General features: G+C 59.4%; 15 protein-coding genes. 7 read left to right on the forward strand and 8 right to left on the reverse strand.

Annotation, left to right across the window (positions count from 1 at the left end):
- Positions 1 to 104: 104 nt before the first annotated feature.
- The 5 genes from AB4O45_RS17085 to AB4O45_RS17105 all read right to left on the reverse strand — a co-directional run bounded on the left by AB4O45_RS17085 (position 105) and on the right by AB4O45_RS17105 (position 7,713).
- Positions 105 to 2,915, reverse strand: a complete 2,811-nt coding sequence (locus AB4O45_RS17085) for an FAD-binding and (Fe-S)-binding domain-containing protein (protein ID WP_460160358.1) — start codon at positions 2,913 to 2,915, stop codon at positions 105 to 107.
- Positions 2,912 to 3,583: a LutC/YkgG family protein gene (locus AB4O45_RS17090; protein ID WP_460160359.1), complete on the reverse strand. Its 672-nt coding sequence runs from the start codon at positions 3,581 to 3,583 to the stop codon at positions 2,912 to 2,914. The genes AB4O45_RS17085 and AB4O45_RS17090 overlap by 4 nt, the downstream gene beginning before the upstream one ends.
- Positions 3,580 to 5,037, reverse strand: coding sequence for a LutB/LldF family L-lactate oxidation iron-sulfur protein (locus tag AB4O45_RS17095; protein WP_460160360.1), 1,458 nt, complete (start codon positions 5,035 to 5,037; stop codon positions 3,580 to 3,582). Before AB4O45_RS17095 ends, AB4O45_RS17090 begins: the two co-directional genes overlap by 4 nt.
- A complete protein-coding gene (locus AB4O45_RS17100) occupies positions 5,034 to 5,858 on the reverse strand; it encodes a (Fe-S)-binding protein (protein WP_041477925.1) in 825 nt (274 codons plus the stop codon). The genes AB4O45_RS17095 and AB4O45_RS17100 overlap by 4 nt, the downstream gene beginning before the upstream one ends.
- 160 nt (positions 5,859 to 6,018) lie before the next feature.
- Positions 6,019 to 7,713, reverse strand: coding sequence for a lactate permease LctP family transporter (locus AB4O45_RS17105; protein WP_016771776.1), 1,695 nt, complete (start codon positions 7,711 to 7,713; stop codon positions 6,019 to 6,021).
- Between the two features lie 263 nt (positions 7,714 to 7,976).
- On the opposite strand from AB4O45_RS17105, the gene AB4O45_RS17110 reads away from it, so the two are divergent.
- Positions 7,977 to 8,744, forward strand: a complete 768-nt coding sequence (locus AB4O45_RS17110; protein ID WP_016771775.1) for an FCD domain-containing protein — start codon at positions 7,977 to 7,979, stop codon at positions 8,742 to 8,744.
- Between the two features lie 117 nt (positions 8,745 to 8,861).
- Here the strand turns inward: AB4O45_RS17110 and smpB are convergent, their stop codons facing one another.
- Positions 8,862 to 9,344, reverse strand: a complete 483-nt coding sequence (gene smpB, locus AB4O45_RS17115; RefSeq protein WP_007953781.1) for an SsrA-binding protein SmpB — start codon at positions 9,342 to 9,344, stop codon at positions 8,862 to 8,864.
- A gap of 119 nt (positions 9,345 to 9,463) precedes the next feature.
- On the opposite strand from smpB, the gene AB4O45_RS17120 reads away from it, so the two are divergent.
- From AB4O45_RS17120 to AB4O45_RS17130, 3 genes are read left to right on the forward strand one after another with little or no spacing between them, the layout of a single operon-like run.
- Complete coding sequence (locus AB4O45_RS17120) at positions 9,464 to 10,867, forward strand: sodium-dependent transporter (protein ID WP_016771774.1); 1,404 nt, start codon at positions 9,464 to 9,466, stop codon at positions 10,865 to 10,867.
- 7 nt (positions 10,868 to 10,874) lie between these two features.
- Positions 10,875 to 11,309, forward strand: a complete 435-nt coding sequence (locus AB4O45_RS17125) for a type II toxin-antitoxin system RatA family toxin (protein ID WP_056782859.1) — start codon at positions 10,875 to 10,877, stop codon at positions 11,307 to 11,309.
- The gene (locus AB4O45_RS17130) at positions 11,302 to 11,616 is read left to right on the forward strand and encodes an RnfH family protein (RefSeq protein ID WP_150636053.1); all 315 of its coding nucleotides are present in this window, start codon (positions 11,302 to 11,304) and stop codon (positions 11,614 to 11,616) included. Before AB4O45_RS17125 ends, AB4O45_RS17130 begins: the two co-directional genes overlap by 8 nt.
- Before the next feature lie 61 nt (positions 11,617 to 11,677).
- Here the strand turns inward: AB4O45_RS17130 and AB4O45_RS17135 are convergent, their stop codons facing one another.
- Positions 11,678 to 12,205, reverse strand: coding sequence for an outer membrane protein assembly factor BamE (locus AB4O45_RS17135; protein ID WP_016771771.1), 528 nt, complete (start codon positions 12,203 to 12,205; stop codon positions 11,678 to 11,680).
- A 97-nt stretch (positions 12,206 to 12,302) separates the two neighbouring features.
- Here AB4O45_RS17135 and fur point away from each other — a divergent pair, with 97 nt between their 5' ends.
- Complete coding sequence (gene fur / locus AB4O45_RS17140) at positions 12,303 to 12,707, forward strand: ferric iron uptake transcriptional regulator (RefSeq protein ID WP_016771770.1); 405 nt, start codon at positions 12,303 to 12,305, stop codon at positions 12,705 to 12,707.
- Between the two features lie 76 nt (positions 12,708 to 12,783).
- On the opposite strand, the gene recN is transcribed toward fur, so the two are convergent.
- On the reverse strand, positions 12,784 to 14,457 hold the full coding sequence (gene recN, locus AB4O45_RS17145; RefSeq protein ID WP_016771769.1) for a DNA repair protein RecN: 1,674 nt from the start codon (positions 14,455 to 14,457) through the stop codon (positions 12,784 to 12,786).
- 240 nt (positions 14,458 to 14,697) lie between these two features.
- Here recN and grpE point away from each other — a divergent pair, with 240 nt between their 5' ends.
- Together grpE and dnaK are read left to right on the forward strand one after the other, a co-directional pair.
- Entirely contained in the window at positions 14,698 to 15,264 is a 567-nt protein-coding gene (gene grpE / locus AB4O45_RS17150; protein WP_039759570.1) for a nucleotide exchange factor GrpE, read from the forward strand.
- 102 nt (positions 15,265 to 15,366) lie between these two features.
- On the forward strand, positions 15,367 to 17,283 hold the full coding sequence (gene dnaK, locus AB4O45_RS17155; RefSeq protein ID WP_042608859.1) for a molecular chaperone DnaK: 1,917 nt from the start codon (positions 15,367 to 15,369) through the stop codon (positions 17,281 to 17,283).
- The last annotated feature ends 269 nt before the right edge of the window (positions 17,284 to 17,552 follow it).

Here is a 17,552-nt window from a genome sequence, read left to right on the forward strand (position 1 = left end):
CCTTGAACTGAGGGTTCAGACTTCGCTGACCGTTGAACAGGCCCCGAATCGTCCGGGGCATGTGCAGTGGACTACCGCCTCGCTCAAGGGTTCTGATTTTTTCCTCAGCAGGCTTTCGCCCGTGTCACCCGATCCACCAGGTAAACCAGCCCGTGATAGTCGATTCCACCATGCTGGGTCAGGCCGATTTCGCAGGTGCGGCTGGTGGAAATCCCCTCGCTGCAGTGCTGCACGGCGTCCTTGAGCGTACGCAGCGAATGGCTGTTCAGCTCCGGTGTGGTGAAGCCTTTGTCGCCGGCAAATCCGCAGCAATGTATGCCTTCAGGAATCACCACAGTGGTGCTGCATTTGCGCGCCAGATCGATCAGCGCCTGGCTTTCGCCCAAATGCTGAGTGCTGCAGGTCACGTGGACGGCAATCGGCGCTTCCTGGGGTGTGAAGTCCAAGCGATCCAGCAAATGCGTACGGATGAAGCGCACCGGATCGTACAGATCCAGTCGTGTTTCGCCGATGTCCTGAACCAGTCGCAACGTACATGGGCTGGTGTCGCAATAGATCGGATCGAGGCCGCCGCGACTGGCGTGGAGCAGGGCGCTGATCAGCTCCTGACGTTTGTGCTCGGCCTGTTCGGCGTAGCCTTTGGAGGCGAACGGCTGGCCGCAGCAGAGGTTGTCCTGATTGTCGGGAAAGACTACCTGGTAACCGGCCTTTTCCAGCAAGCCACGGGTTTTGTCGTACAGCGACATCTGCTCTTTGTCACCCGCCGCCGGGCCCATGACCCGCGACACGCAAGCTGCCAGATAAACCACGCGCGGGCGCTCGTCCGCCACGCTCGGGCTGAAGCGAATGGCTTTTTCCGGTTGTGGCATGGCGTTGGTCCACAACGGCACCTGGCCTTTGGACAGGCGCGTCAGCGTTGCCGACAACTTTGCTAGACGCGGTGCACCGAGCATCATTCGCGCGCCGTTGGCGACGTGCAGGGTGAAGCGCGCGCCTTGCAGGGTCTTGGCGAAATTTCCTTCGATCCAGTCAGCGGTTTTCTGGTGCGTGGCGTGTCGGCCACGGAGCTTTTTCACCAGTTCGCCGGTGTTGATGCCTACAGGGCAGCGTTGCGCGCACAGGCCGGTCGCGGCGCAGGTGTCGATGCCTTGGTAGTCGTAGGCTTTTTCCAGTTCGGTGGTGTCGACGCCGGCGCGCTTTTTCGCCTGGATATCGCGCCAGATGACGATGCGCTGGCGCGGGCTCAGGGTCAGGCCTTTCGATGGGCAGACCGGTTCGCAGAAACCGCACTCGATGCACTTGTCCACAATCTCGTCCGCCGCTGGCAGCGGTTTCAGGTGCTTGAGGTGGATCTGCGGATCTTCGCTGAGCACCACGTCCGGATTGAGAATGCCGTTGGGGTCGAGCAGGCGTTTGAGCTGCCACATCAGTTGATAGGCATCGCTGCCCCATTCCAGTTCCACGAACGGCGCCATGTTGCGGCCGGTGCCGTGTTCGGCTTTCAGCGAGCCGCCGAATTCCACTGCAACCAGTTGCGCGACGTCGTCCATGAACGCTTGGTAGCGTGCGATTTCTTCCGGGCTGTTGAAGCCTTGGGTGAAGACGAAGTGCAGATTGCCTTCCAGTGCGTGTCCGAAAAGGATCGCTTCGTCGTAAGCATGTTTGTCGAACAGCTCGATCAGGCGATTGACGCCGACGGCCAGTTGTTCGACCGGGAAGGTCACATCTTCGATGATTACCGTGGTGCCGGTTTTGCGCACGGCGCCGACGGCGGGGAAGGTGTCTTTGCGGATGGCCCAGAGTCGGGCGTTTTCCACCGGGTCTTCGGTGAAGTCGACCTGCTTCTCTACGGGAAAATCGCGCAGGGACGCCATGATTTGCCCCAGTTGTTCCTGCAGCAATGTCGACGAAGCGGCGCGGGATTCGATGAGCAGCGCGCAGGCATTTTCCGACAGCAGCTGTACGAAAGCGGGCATGCCTTTTTTGTCCTGCACCGAGCGCAAACTGCGCCGATCAAGTAACTCCACCGCTGACACCGGTTGGCTTTTCAGCACCGTGACCGCGTTGCAGCAGGTTTCGACATCGGGGAACACGATCAGCGCCGAGGCCTTGTTCGGGTGATCGATGACGGTGTCGTAAGTCACCGCACTGATAAAGCCGAGCGTGCCTTCGGAGCCGACCAGCAGGTGGCTCAGGATATCCACAGGCTCGTCGAAATCCACCAGGGCGTTGAGCGACAGGCCGGTGGTATTTTTCAGACGGTATTTGTGGCGGATTCTTGCGGCCAGTGCGGCGTTGGCGCGGGTCTCGCGGCCTAATGTCGCCAAGCGTTCGAGCAGGTCGCCGTGGCTGGAGCGAAATGCCGCGACGCTGGCTGGATCTTCGGTATCGAGGCGCGTGCCGTCGGCCAGCACCAGCCGAATTCCGGCCAATGTGTGATAGGTATTCTGCGCAGTGCCGCAGCACATGCCGCTGGCGTTGTTGGCGACGATGCCGCCGATCTTGCAGGCATTGATCGACGCCGGATCCGGGCCGATCTTGCGTCCGAACGGCGCCAGCCAGGCGTTGGCCTGCGCGCCGATCACGCCCGGTTGCAGGCGGATCTGCGTGCCTTGGCCGCGAATCTCGCGGGCGTTCCAGTTATCCCCAAGCACGATCAGCACCGAGTCGCTGATCGCCTGCCCGGACAGGCTGGTGCCGGCGGCGCGGAAGGTCACCGGCACGTGGTCGCGCTGGGCCAGTTGCAGCAGCGCCACGACTTCGTCCTCAGACTCGACGCGAATCACCAGTTTCGGGATCAGTCGATAGAAACTGGCGTCGGTGCCGAAGGCCAGAGTCGACAGCGGGTCGTCGAAACGCCGGTCTGCTGGAATCAGTTGCTCGGCATCACGCAGGAAAGCAGCAGGAAGACTCATTGATCCTCCAGAATCAGCACGACCAGATCTTTCGGGCCATGCGCGCCATACGCCAGCACCTGTTCAATATCGGCGGTTTTCGACGGGCCGGAGACCAGCAGCGCGTTGGTCGGCATGCCTTGCGCCCATTCGAATTCCTCTTGCACCTGATAGAAGTTGTCGCGGATTTCGCTGGCCTTGAGCAGGGCGAAATGCACCGGTGGCACCAGGCTCATCAAGCGCGGTTCTTCACGGGTTGGCCAGATGATCAGGCTGCCGGTCGCGGCGATGGCACCGAGGGTGCCGGTAAGGCTGGCCGGGGTGTCGTTGAACAGCTCGGCTTTCCACTCTTCCATTGGCCGGTCGTAGGACTTCAGTTCTGGCAGCTCGGGATTGTTCGCCCAGTGCTGTGCGATGCGTTGCCCGTGCAGCGTATTCGGTGCGATCAGCAGGCTCGGCAATTGGCGGTCGCGCAGCAGTTGCGCCAGTAATGCCGGCCACTCGGCACCCGAGGTCAGGTGGATTTCGGTGTGCACCGCCTCCATCAGTTTGCGCAGTTGCGGGATGCGTTGCTCGGCGCTGTAGGTGTAAGGCTGGGTGACCAGGTCGACATCGAAGTTGTCGGCAATTGGCGTGGTGCCGGTCAGACTTTTCCGCAGCTTGCCGAGGATATTTTGCTTGGCGCTCATCGACGCTCTCCCTGTTTGGCCAGATGCTCGCGGGCCATGTCATGCAGCGAACGCGCGGCCGGTTTTGGTGCGCTGTGGTTTTGCGTCCATGGGCCGACGTTGCTCGGTGTGAGGGCGCGCAGGCGCGTGGCGAAAAAAGCGAACATGCGGTACAGCGTCGGCGAGCTGTTGAGTCTGGCCCAGGCGTTCCAGATAAAACGCTCCTTGCGCGAATATTTGCTGCCCTGGCCGCGCATCACCTGATTCGGTGCGTCCGGGGCTTTGACGTTTTCCTCGCGCAGACGGCGCAGGATCGCCGGGATCGGAATTTTCACCGGGCAGACTTCACCGCAGGCGCCGCACAGTGAGGACGCGCTCGGGTGGTCCGGGACCTTGGCCAGGCCGACCATGTGCGGGGTGATGATTTTGCCAATCGGCCCCGGGTACACCTCGCCATAAGTGTGGCCGCCGACGCGGGTGTAAACCGGGCAATGATTCATGCAGGCGCCGCAGCGGATGCAGTTCAGGGTCTGGCGCAATTCACTGTCGGCGAAGGCCTGGCTGCGACCGTTGTCGAGCAGGACCAGATGCACTTCCTGCGGGCCATCGAGTTCGTGTTCCTTGCGCGGGCCGGAGATCATGTTGACGTAAGTGGTGATCGGAATGCCCAGCGCCGAGCGCGTCAGCAATGACAGCAGCGGCACCACGTCGCGCAGGTTTTCCACGACTTTTTCGATACCGGTAACGGCGATATGCACCGGGGGAACGGTGGTGGTCATGCGCCCGTTGCCTTCGTTTTCCACCAGCAGCAGGGTGCCGGTTTCGGCGACGGCGAAGTTGACGCCGGAGACGCCGATGTCGGCTTCGAAGAATTTCTGCCGCAGGACCCTGCGACCGATCTGAATGAGTTGGTCAACGTCCTTGGTGTATTCCACGCCAAGTTTGTCGTGGAACAAGGACGCGACCTGACCGGCATTCTTGTGGATCGCCGGCATAATGATGTGTGAAGGCTTCTCGTGGTCGAGCTGGACGATGTACTCCCCCATGTCGGACTCCAGACATTCAATGTCCCGAGCCTCGAGGAAATGGTTCATCTCCATCTCTTCGCTGACCATCGATTTGCCCTTGATCACTTGCCGCGCCTCGTGAGCGCGGATGATCGATAAGACGATGCCATTGGCCTCGTCCACCGTTTCCGCCCAGTGCACTGTCACACCGTTGCGGGTCAGGTTGTGTTCCAGTTGCTCGAGCAGGTCGGGCAACTTGGACAGCGCGCGGGCCTTGATCGAATTGCCCAGTGCGCGCAAGTGTTCTCTTTCGTGGGCATCGCTGAAAGCCGCTGCCCGCTTGGTCATCAGTGAATCCATGGCAGTGCGGAAGTTGTTCCGCAGCTGCTGATCACCCAAGGCATTGTGTGCCCGGGTGCGGAAATCTTCTTCTACGGCGACCGTAGGAATAATCGTTGAGGTGCTCATTGTGCACCTCCGGTTCGCTGCCAGAGGAAGCTCGCCAGATGTTGCCCGCGTAACGCTTCCTGCTGTTTCTCCAGCGCGCCGTTGATGTTCATCAAACAGCCGCAGTCGGCACTCAGTACCTTGTGTGCGCCGGACTCTTTCAACGCACGGGTCTTGTCAGCCACCATCGCGCCGGAAATGTCTGGCATACGGACGCTGAATGTCCCACCGAAGCCACAGCATTCGCTTTCGTGGTCGTGATTGACCCGCTCCACATTGCTCAACTGCGCCAACAACTCGCGGCCGTGCAGGTGGGTGTTCATTTCGCGGCGTGCCGAACACGAGGTGTGCAGCGCGACTTTCACCGGTTCGCCGCTGTCCTTGAGCTGCACCTTGCAGACGAACAGCAGAAACTCGGCCAGCTCATAAGTACGAGCCGCAAGGGCCTGCACCTGTTTCAAGGTTTCCGGCTCGTCCTTGAACAAGTCGGCGTAATGCTCGCGCAGCATGCCGGCGCAGGAACCCGAGGGCACTACCACCGGATAATCCCCGGCAAACAGCGCCAGTTGCGAGCGCGCTACCGTCCGCGCCTGCTCGGTGTAACCCGAGGTGTAGGCCGGTTGGCCGCAGCAACTCTGGCCTTGCGGATACTCGACCCGGATCCCTTCACGCTCCAGCAGATGGATCGCGTCCATCCCGGCTTCGGGGTAGAACAGGTCGACCACACACGTGCCGAACAGGTAGACCCGCGACGGTTTCTCGCTGGGGTATTGCCGAGGTTCGGGCAGTGGCGGTGCCACGCGGGTTGCGTTCGGCACAGCGTTGTAAAAAAGCTCGCTCATCAGGCGTGTCTCCGGGTAGGCCCGGTTATCCGTCTGCTGCGGCTGCCGAATATAAAGCGCATTGCTTTCAGCAGCCTTACAGACCCGGTGGTGAATTGCTGACGCCGGATCACGGGCCGGCGTCGGTTATTTCCGTCTTTCTTGTAGGCGTCTTGTAGGTTTAGTGCACCAGCATGCCGGTGAACCAGTAGGCCTGAGCCAAGGTGATCAAACCGACAATCGTTGCAAAGAATAGGCTGTGCTTGAGGGTGAAGCGGAACAGATCCGATTCCTTGCCGACCAGACCGGTCGCGGCGCAGGCCACGGCGATCGATTGCGGCGAGATCATCTTGCCGGTCACGCCGCCGCTGGTATTGGCCGCCACCAGCAAGGTGTCGTTGACGCCGATCTGGTGGGCGGTGGTCGCTTGCAACGAACTGAACAGCGCGTTCGACGACGTATCCGAACCGGTGAGGAATACGCCTAGCCAGCCGAGGAACGGCGAGAAGAACGGGAACGCGGCGCCAGTACCCGCCAGCACCAGGGCCATGGTCGAGGACATGCCGGAGTAGTTGGTGACAAAGGCGAACGCCAGCACCATGCCGATCGACAGGATCGGCCAGCGCAGCTCATAGAAGGTCTCTTTCAAAGTGGTCAGACCAGTTTTGAAATTGATCTTCAGCACCAGCATCGAAATCAGCGCGGAGAAGAAAATCGCCGTGCCGGTGGCGGAAATCGGGTCAAGTTTGAACACCGCTGGAATCGCGGTCGGGTTGGCCACGATTGGCGCAGTCTTGATCACCAGTTGATCAAGGTGCGGAATCGCGAAGTTGAACACCCAGCTGTACATCGAACCGCCGGCGGCGAACATGGCTTTGAATGGCTTCAGCGTCCAGATCGTCACCAGCACGGTGAGGATCAGGAACGGCGACCACGCCTTGAAAATTTCCCCGAGGCTGTAGGGCGACGCGACGGTAGTGCGCTTCTGGCCGAAACCGCCGACGCTGGCGCTGACCACCGAAGCGGATACGGCACCAACGATGTGCTGGCCGGCGGCGCGACGTGGTTGCCAGACCTTGAGGAACAGGGTCAGGGAAATCAGGCTGGCCAGTGCCGAGGTGATGTCCGGCAGTTCCGGGCCGATGAAGTTGGAGGTGAAGTATTGGGTGATGGCGAAACTCAGACCTGCCACCAGCGCGGCCGGCCAGGTTTCGCGCACACCGCGCAGGCCGTCCATCATGAACACCAGCCAGAACGGCACGAACAGCGACAGCAGTGGCAACTGGCGACCGGTCATGGCGCCGATCTTGAAGGCGTCGATGCCAGTGACCTGGCCTGCCACGATGATCGGAATCCCCAGAGCGCCGAACGCCACCGGAGCGGTGTTGGCGATCAGGCACAGGCCGGCGGCGTACAGCGGGTTGAAGCCCAGTCCTACAAGGAGTGCGGCAGTAATCGCGACCGGCGCGCCGAATCCGGCGGCACCTTCCAGAAATGCGCCGAAGCAGAAACCGATCAGCAACACCTGCAAGCGCTGGTCATCGGTGATCGACAGGACCGAGCTGCGGATGACCTCGAACTGACCGCTCTTCACCGTCAGCTTGTAGAGGAACACTGCCGCGACAATGATCCAGGCAATCGGCCACAGACCATAAGCGAAACCATAACCAGCGGCGGCGAAGGCCATGTCCACTGGCATCTGGAAGGCGAAAATCGCCACGGCAATCGAAAGCGCGAGGGTGATGCTGCCGGCCACATGGCCTTTGAGGCGGAATACCGCCAGGGCGAGAAAGAAGAACACGATGGGAATGACGGCCGCGAGAGCGGAGACGCCAAGACTGCCGAGCGGACTGTAGAGCTGTTGCCAGGTTTGCATGGTGGGGTGGCCCCTAATTGTTGTTGGTCAGGCACTGTGAGCAATCTTGGATAATTGGTAAGACCAATTTACAAGCGCTGTTGGCTAGGGTAAAAGCCTTGGTAGCGGTGTGTCAATTTGCCGCTCTGAAACTTTCGTCGAAGATGCGGTGCAGACAGCAACTGATCCGCTTTGGCGAAGTGGCGTCTGGCAGGTGTCGGCGGCGCGCGGATAGGCCAGAATAGACACCCCGGCGAGCGGTCGGGATCGTGGAGAAATGAGTTATGGGCTTTGATCAGATACGTCAGCGCCGTTTGTCTGACGATATTGTCGAGCGCCTCGAGGGGATGATCCTCGAGGGCACGCTGAAGTCGGGCGAACGTCTGCCGGCCGAGCGCACGCTGGCCGAACAATTTGGCGTATCACGCCCGTCGTTGCGCGAGGCAATTCAGAAGCTGGCGGCCAAAGGCTTGCTGGTCAGTCGCCAGGGCGGCGGCAATTATGTGGTGGAAGGCCTGGGTTCGACGTTCAGCGATCCGCTGTTGCAATTGCTTGAAAGCAATCCCGAAGCGCAACGTGATTTGCTCGAATTCCGGCACACCCTGGAGGCATCGTGCGCCTACTACGCCGCATTGCGCGCCACCGATGTCGATCGTGAACGCCTGACTGCTGCCTTCGAAGAGCTGCAGGATTGCTACTCGCGTCACGAAGAAGTCAGCCGGGCGGAAGAGGGCGCGGCGGATGCGAAGTTTCATCTGGCGATTGCCGAGGCCAGCCATAACGCGGTGTTGCTGCATACGATTCGCGGACTGTTCGATCTGCTCAAGCGCAACGTCGTGACCAACATCGGCGGCATGTATAAACAGCGTACGGAAACCCGCGACATGCTGATCTCGCAGCACCGGGAATTGTATCTGGCGATTATCGAAGGGCGTGCCGAGCAGGCGAGGGAAGTGTCCAGCCGACATATTCTGTATGTGCAGGAAGTGCTGGAAGAGGTGCGTCAGGAGGTGCAGCGCATGGCTCGGGCGGAGCGGCGCAAGGGGATGTGATCAGGTGTGTTTGTGTTGATGCTGAAATAGCTTTCGCGAGCAGGCTCGCTCCCACCTTTGAAATGCATTCCAAGGTGGGAGCGAGCCTGCTCGCGAATTGGCGCTAAAGGAGGAAGATCAGTCTTCCTTGCCCTTGTTGCGCACCGCACGCTGCAACTCACGACCGGCATCGCGCTCGCGCTCGGTGTCACGCTTGTCGTATTCCTTCTTGCCCTTGCCCAGAGCGATCTCGCACTTGACCATGTGCTTGCTCCAGTACCAGGACAGGCAGACGCAGGCGTAACCCTTCTGCTGCACGGCGGCGGCGAGCTTGTCCAGCTCGCGGCGGTTGAGCAGCAGTTTGCGCGTGCGCACCGGGTCGGCGATGACATGGGTGCTTGCGGTCATCAGAGGCGTGATGTGGCTGCCGAGCAACCATGCTTCGCCATCCTTGAGCAGCACATAGCTGTCGACCAGCTGCAATTTGCTCGCCCGCAGACTTTTTACTTCCCAGCCGGCCAGGACCAGACCAGCCTCGAACTTGTGCTCGATGAAGTAATCGTGTCGCGCCTTTTTGTTCTGCGCGATGGTCCCTGTTGGGTGTTTCTTCTGTTTAGCCATAGGGGCGGCATTATATGGAGTTGTTCGGCTGTCGGCTACGGTGTTGCTGCGTGCTTGAGCAGGTTGAGTGAATCCCGGACAATGCGGCCTCTTTTTCTAACGCTTGGGCGTGATAAACGATGTCGACAGACAAGGTTTCTGTCCACGGCAGTTGGGCTAGCCGCTGGGTATTCATACTCGCCGCGACCGGTTCGGCCGTGGGACTGGGTAGTATCTGGAAGTTCCCCTACATGGTCGGGGTCTACGGCGGCGGTGCCTTTGTGCTGATGTTCCTGGCGTGCATCGCGCTCATCGGCGTGCCGGTCATGCTCGCGGAAACCCTGATCGGCCGGCGCGCCCGGCAAAGTCCGGCGAACGCCTTGAAGGTGCTGGCACTGGAAGCCGGACACTCGGCCAAATGGTCTTGGGGCGCGTTTGCCGGGATGATCACGGCCCTGCTGATCCTGTCTTTCTACAGTGTGGTCGGCGGCTGGTCGCTGGACTACATCGTCGACATGGGTCGTGGCGATTTCCAGGGCGCGACGGCTGATCAGGTCGGCGCCTATTTCGGCAATGTCATTTCCAATCCATGGCGCCTGACACTTTGGCACACGATTTTCATGCTGCTGTCGGCCTTCGTGATCGCCAAAGGCGTGGTCGCCGGGCTTGAGCGTAGCCTGCGGATCATGATGCCGCTGCTGTTCGTGATGATTCTGGTGCTGCTGGGCTACAGCATGACCACCGGGCATTTCATGGAAGGCGTGCATTTCATGTTCGACTTCCACCCGGAAAAAGTCCTCGACGGTCTGCTGCCGGCGATGGGGCACGCGTTCTTCTCGCTGAGCGTCGGCGTCGGTTCGATCATGATCTACGGCGCCTACATGCCGAAGAACACCTCGCTGTCCGGCACGGTGGTCGGTGTCGCGCTGCTGGATACTTTCGTATCGCTGGTCGCCGGTCTGGCACTGTTTCCGATTGTGTTCGCTGCTGGCCTGAACCCAAGCGAAGGTCCGGGACTGATGTTCGTCAGCCTGCCATTTGCTTTTGGTAATGTATTTTTCGGCCAGTTGATGGGCGTGGTGTTCTTCGTGCTGGTCGCGGTGGCTGCCTGGAGTTCGGCGATTTCGCTGCTTGAGCCAATGGTGGCTTACCTGGTTGAACGCACTAAAATCAGCCGCATCTGGGTCACGTTCTGGCTTGCGTTCACCTGCTGGTTCGTTGGTCTCGGAACGGTGTTTTCTTTCAATATCTGGAAGGAAGCCAAGTTTTTCGTGAACGAAGGCGGGGCGTTCAGCCTCTATCAATGGGGTGCGCAGAGCGGTCTCGACTTCTTCGGCGTGATCGATTTCTTCACCTCGCGGATCATGTTGCCCCTCGGTGGCTTGTGTTTCGTGCTGTTCGCGGGATGGGTGATGGGGCGTGAAGCGGTGCGGGATGAATTGTCCATCCGTAACCCGGTTCTGTTTGCTCTGTCCCTGTTCTTGATGCGCTACGTGGCGCCTATCGGCATTCTTGTAGTCTTTGCCGCTCAGCTCTGGAAGTAACGCTTACATGACGACACATATCCAACGATCCGCGCTCCTGCCGTACCCGGCGCAATTTCTCTACGACCTGGTCAACGATGTCGCGCGGTACCCAGAGTTTCTGCCGTGGTGCTCGGAGGCGGAAGTGCTGGAAAGCTCGCCGGAACACATGCGCGCCAGTGTCGGCGTGGCTAAGGGCGGCCTCAGTCAGCATTTCGTCACGCGCAATACGCTGGTGTCGGGGCAGTCGATCGAGATGAATCTTGAGGAAGGCCCGTTCACTCAGTTGCACGGCATCTGGGTATTCAAGGCGCTGAACGAAAAGGCCTGCAAGATCAGTCTGGATCTGTCGTTCGATTATGCCGGGCCGCTGGTGCGCGCAACTCTGGGGCCGTTGTTCAATCAGGCGGCCAATCAGTTGGTGGATGCTTTCTGCCAGCGCGCCAAGCAGATGCATGGTTGAGCCGGTGATCGAGATAGAAGTCGTGTACGCAGCGGTTGATCGGCAGGTTATGCGTGCGATCAGCGTGGCTGAAGGCGTTAGCATTCGGGCTGCGGTGCACGCATCGGGCATCGCGGCCGAGTTTCCTGAGCTGAATCTGGCGCAATGCCCGCTGGGGATTTTTGGCAAGGTCGTGGCTGACGCGGATTCTCGCCCTGTTCAGGCGGGCGACCGGATCGAAATATATCGACCGCTGCTGGCTGATCCCAAAGAAGTTCGACGTTTGCGTGCGGCCAAGGCTGCCGAGGCCAAAGCACGCAATTCTTGATCAGGCCAAACGGCAGGCAATAAAAAACCCGGAATGTCCGGGTTTTTTATTGCCTCGCCTATTACTGCGGCGAGGTGTCCAGCGGCTCTGGTGTCGGAACCGGTACGGTTTCTACACCATCGACGTCCTTCTGGATCTGATCCAGCAAGGAGCCTGGTTTGGCTGGCTTTTCAGCTTCTGGCTTGTCGGCGTTTTCAGCAGGCGCGGTCACGGTAGTACCGCTGTCCTTGCCGAGAATGGCTTCGTCACGGCTCACGCCGGGCATGAAGTCACCGGACAGGCTGACAAGCTGGTCGTTGGAGTTGAAGATAACGCTGATTCGTTCCTGCTGGCGTTCACCGCCACCCGGTTGCAGGCTGTACAGATAATCCCAGCGATCGGCATGGAACGTGTCGGCAAGCAGAGGGTTGCCCATTATAAACCGTACTTGCGGCCGGGTCATTCCCGGGCGTAACTGGTCTATCATGTCCTGCGTGACGACATTGCCCTGCTGGATGTCGATTTTGTAAACCCCGGGGAATGAACAACCGGCGAGTGCGAGCAGTCCCACAAAGGTGAAACTGGTTAGCAAGAGCTTGGTGTTTTGCATCGGTGGGCGACTTCCACTATCTTGGCTGGGACAACGTAAACGCCGATCATACCCGCATTAAGAGAAGCTGCGAAGCAGCATCGCGAGAAAGCTGACCATGGTTGAAAATAGCGAACTACGCAAAGCCGGCCTCAAAGTGACCCTGCCACGGGTCAAGATCCTGCAAATGCTCGACTCTACCGAGCAGCGCCACATGAGTGCCGAGGACGTCTACAAGGCGTTGATGGAAGCTGGTGAGGACGTTGGTCTGGCCACGGTTTACCGTGTACTGACCCAGTTCGAAGCGGCCGGCCTCGTGGTCCGCCACAACTTCGACGGCGGCCACGCGGTCTTCGAACTGGCTGACGGTGGCCACCACGACCATATGGTCAACGTGGAATCGGGTGAAGTGATCGAATTCTTCGACGAAGAAATCGAAAAACTTCAGAAATCGATCGTCGAGAAGCATGGCTTCGAGATGGTTGATCACAACCTGGTGCTGTACGTACGCAAGAAAAAGTAAGCATGTCGCGCGAATTTCACATTCGCTAAACGAACGAAGGCGACCCAAGGGTCGCCTTCGTGCTTTCTACTATTTATTACGCCTTGGCGGTCACCACCATTTTTTTCGCGTGAGCCAGGGATTCCTTGGTCAGATCGATGCCGCCGAGCATGCGCGCGACTTCTTCGATGCGCTCGTTCTTTGTCAGCTTCGCGACAGCGGTGTGAGTCGCCTTCTCGTCGCGAACCTTGTGCACGAACAGATGTTGATGCCCTTGCGCCGCCACTTGCGGCAAGTGCGTCACGGTCAGGACCTGGCCGCGATCACCGAGACGGCGCAGTAACTGGCCGACAATCTCGGCAGTTGGACCGCCAATACCTACGTCCACTTCGTCGAACACCAGCGTCGGCACGCGGGAGGTCTGGGCGGTAATGACCTGAATCGCCAGACTGATCCGCGACAGCTCACCACCGGAGGCGACTTTTGCCAGTGCCTTGAGCGGTTGGCCGGGGTTGGCGCTGACCAGCAGTTCGACCTGTTCCAGCCCGTTCGGCAGCAACTCATCGCTGCTGTTGGCTTTCAGTTCGATGGTAAAGCGGCCGCCGGGCATGCCCAGGCGCTGGATTTCCTGCTCCACTGCACTGGCGAGGCTACCGGCAGCTTGATGACGAAGGTCGCTCAGCTCGCGCGCTTTCTCCTGATAGTGGCGGGCGTAGGACGCCAGTTCTTCACCCAGGCGTTCGATGGATTCATCGTTGGCGTTGAGGGTTTCGATTTCATCGAGCAGCTTTTGCTGCATCTCGCCGACTTCGGTCGGTTGAATCCGGTGTTTGCGCGCCAGGGTGTAGATCGCGTCGAGGCGCTCTTCCAGGTATTGCAGGCGAGCCGGGTCGGCATCAAAGTTGTCGAGGAAGCGGTTGAGCTCGCCGACCGCTTCTTCTACCTGAATCTGTGCGCTGGTCAGCAGGCTGCTGGCTTCACCCAGCGCCCCCACCGAGCTGTTCACACTGGACAGACGATTGAGGCTGGCGGTCAGTGCATTCAGGACATTCCCTGAATCACTTTCACTGCACTGCTCGACCACTTGCCGGCATATGCCCAGCAAGGTTTCGGCGTTGGTCAGGTTCTTGTGTTCCTGCTCCAGTTGCTCCAGTTCATTTTCGCCGAGGCCGAGGTTCTCCAATTCCTCAAGCTGATAGCTGAGCAACTGATGACGTGCGCGTTGTTCGTCGCCGGAGTTGGACAGCCGCTCCAGTTCCTGGCGGGTCTGACGCCAGCGTTGCGCGGCAAGCTGCACCTGACGCGCCAGATCGGTGGCACCGGCGTACTCGTCAAGCAGGCGGCGATGGGTGTCGGTCTTCAGCAGCGACTGATGTTCGTGCTGGCTGTGGATATCGATCAGCAGCTCGCCGAGGGCTTTGAGGTCGCCGAGCGGGCAGGGCGTGCCGTTGATATAACCGCGCGAACGACCTTCCGATGTGATGACCCGGCGCAGGATGCAAGGCCCGTCGTTTTCCAGATCGCGCTCGGCCAGCCAGGCGCTGGCTTCAGGGATATCAGCGAGATCGAAGGTGGCGAGAATGTCGGCTTTATCAGCGCCCGGGCGAACCACGCCGCTGTCGGCGCGATCGCCCAGAGTCAGGCCCAGGGCGTCGAGCATGATCGATTTGCCGGCGCCGGTTTCCCCTGTGATCACGCTCATCCCGCGATCAAGTTCGAGATCGAGATGTTCGACGATGGCGTAGTTGTGTACGGACAGGTGCACCAGCATAAAGGCAGCTCCCAGGCTTGAGGTCTGGTTATTTATACAGTGTTTTGTTCAGGCCTGACAATGCCCGCCCTTAGCTCGATTTGCTTGATCAGAGAGTTTTCTTAGCGCATTCAAGAATGACTATTCAGCACTTTTTTGTAAGGACAATCGATTGCAGCCCTTGAAGCCTGATTTTGCGGCCCCATATATCGGGGCAGAAGCGCGAGTCAGGCTCGCGGACGAAATTGAAAGGAGAATTCTATGGCTGACGAACAGACAGTAGATACGCAAAACCCAGATGCCAATCAGGCGCCCGAAGGTTCGGGTGACGACCTGGCGACCCGTGTGCAAGTGCTCGAAGAGCAATTGGCCGCCGCGCAGGATCAGTCTCTGCGTGTTGCTGCCGATCTGCAGAACGTTCGCCGCCGTGCCGAGCAGGACGTCGAGAAGGCGCACAAGTTTGCCCTTGAGAAATTTGCCAGCGACCTGCTGCCGATCGTCGACAGCCTGGAGCGCGGCCTCGAGCTGTCGAGCCCGGACGACGAAAGCATCCGCCCGATGCGCGAAGGCATCGAGCTGACCCTGAAAATGTTCCACGACACCCTCAAGCGCTACCAGCTTGAAGCGATCGATCCGCATGGCGAACCGTTCAACGCCGTTCACCATCAGGCGATGGCCATGCAGGAAAGTGCCGACGTCGAGCCGAATAGCGTGTTGAAGGTTTTCCAGAAGGGCTACCAGCTCAATGGTCGCCTGCTGCGCCCGGCGATGGTCGTGGTCAGCAAGGCGCCGGCACCGGTTTCGCCTTCGATTGACGAGCAGGCTTGAAATTAGCCGCAAGGCCCCCATTTAGAAGTCAAGCGTTTAAGTGCTACCGCAGTCAGCCACCACTGCTGCGGCAACAAAATCCAAAGTTTCGGGAGAGTGAACATGGGCAAAATTATCGGTATCGACCTGGGGACTACCAACTCCTGCGTCTCCGTGCTTGAAAACGGCAAAGCCAAAGTTATTGAAAACGCTGAAGGCGCGCGTACCACGCCGTCGATCATCGCTTACGCCAACGATGGCGAAATTCTGGTAGGTCAGTCGGCCAAGCGTCAGGCTGTAACCAACCCGCACAACACCCTGTACGCGGTAAAGCGTCTGATCGGTCGTCGTTTTGACGAAGAAGTTGTGCAGAAAGACATCCAGATGGTCCCTTACAAGATCGTCAAGGCTGACAACAACGACGCCTGGGTAGAAGTGAACGGCCAGAAAATGGCACCGCCACAGATCTCGGCTGAAATTCTGAAGAAGATGAAGAAGACCGCCGAAGACTACCTCGGCGAGGCAGTGACCGAAGCGGTGATCACCGTTCCGGCCTACTTCAACGACAGCCAGCGTCAAGCCACCAAAGACGCCGGCCGCATCGCTGGTCTGGACGTAAAACGCATCATCAACGAACCAACCGCAGCCGCTCTGGCTTACGGTATGGACAAGGCCAAGGGCGATCACACCGTGATCGTTTATGACCTGGGTGGCGGTACTTTCGACGTTTCCGTAATCGAAATCGCTGAAGTTGACGGTGAGCACCAGTTCGAAGTGTTGGCCACCAACGGTGACACCTTCCTCGGCGGTGAAGACTTCGACATTCGTCTGATCGACTACCTCGTTGACGAATTCAAGAAAGAAAGCGGCATGAACCTCAAAGGTGACCCGCTGGCCATGCAGCGCCTGAAAGAAGCCGCTGAGAAAGCCAAGATCGAGCTGTCGTCCGCTCAGTCGACCGACGTCAACCTGCCGTACATCACTGCAGATGCGACCGGTCCTAAGCACCTGAACGTGAAAATCTCCCGTGCCAAGCTCGAAGCACTGGTTGAAGACCTGGTTCAGCGCACCATCGAACCTTGCCGCATTGCCATGAAAGACGCCGGTATCGACGTCAGCGCGATCAACGACGTGATTCTGGTCGGTGGTCAGACTCGTATGCCGCTGGTACAGAAGCTGGTTACCGATTTCTTCGGTAAAGAAGCGCGTAAAGACGTCAACCCGGACGAAGCCGTTGCCATGGGTGCTGCGATTCAGGGCGCTGTTCTGGCCGGTGACGTTAAAGACGTGCTGCTGCTCGACGTCAGCCCGCTGACCCTGGGTATCGAAACCATGGGTGGCGTGATGACCGCGCTGATCGAGAAAAACACCACGATTCCTACCAAGAAATCGCAAGTGTTCTCGACTGCCGACGACAACCAGGGTGCTGTGACCATTCACGTTCTGCAGGGCGAGCGCAAGCAAGCTGCACAGAACAAATCGCTGGGCAAGTTCGACCTGGCCGACATTCCACCAGCTCCACGTGGCGTGCCGCAGATCGAAGTGACCTTCGACATCGACGCCAACGGCATCCTGCACGTCGGCGCGAAAGACAAGGCTACCGGCAAGACCCAGTCGATCGTGATCAAGGCCAACTCCGGTCTGTCCGACGAAGAAATCGAGCGCATGGTGCGTGACGCCGAGGCGAATGCCGAGGAAGACCGCAAGTTCGAAGAGCTGGCCGCTGCCCGTAACCAGGGTGACGCACTGGTGCACTCGACTCGCAAGATGATCGCTGACGCGGGCGACAAGGTCACCGCTGAAGAGAAGACTGCAATCGAAGCTGCAGTGGTTGCGCTGGAAGCCGCCGTCAAAGGCGACGACAAGGCTGCCATCGAAGCCAAGGTTGAAGAGCTGTCGAAAGTCTCCGCTCCGGTTGCTCAGAAGATGTACGCCGAACAGGCTCAGCCAGCTGATGGCGCGGCCCCGCAAGGCGAATCGGCTGAGAAGGCTGACGACGTTGTCGACGCCGAGTTCGAAGAAGTCAAAGACCACAAGTAAGTTGTTGGTCGCCCGGTTGACTGCCTTGCGGCGGTGACTGGTAGGATGTCGCCGCGCGGGAGCTTGCCTCCCGCGTTGGCGTATCTGGAATACGCGAATTTTTACAGCATGCGACACCGTTCGGATGTTGGCGGTATGGCCGGGAATGCTCCTGCTTTTCGCGCCGCAGATACCGCATCAATCAAGACCAGGATCGTTGAATTGACGTGAGTTGGGTCCGGGCCTTAATGGGGGCTCAACGAGTTTGGCGAGGCTCAGGAGGGGTTTGC

It is taken from the genome of Pseudomonas sp. S2_B10 (genome assembly GCF_054668425.1).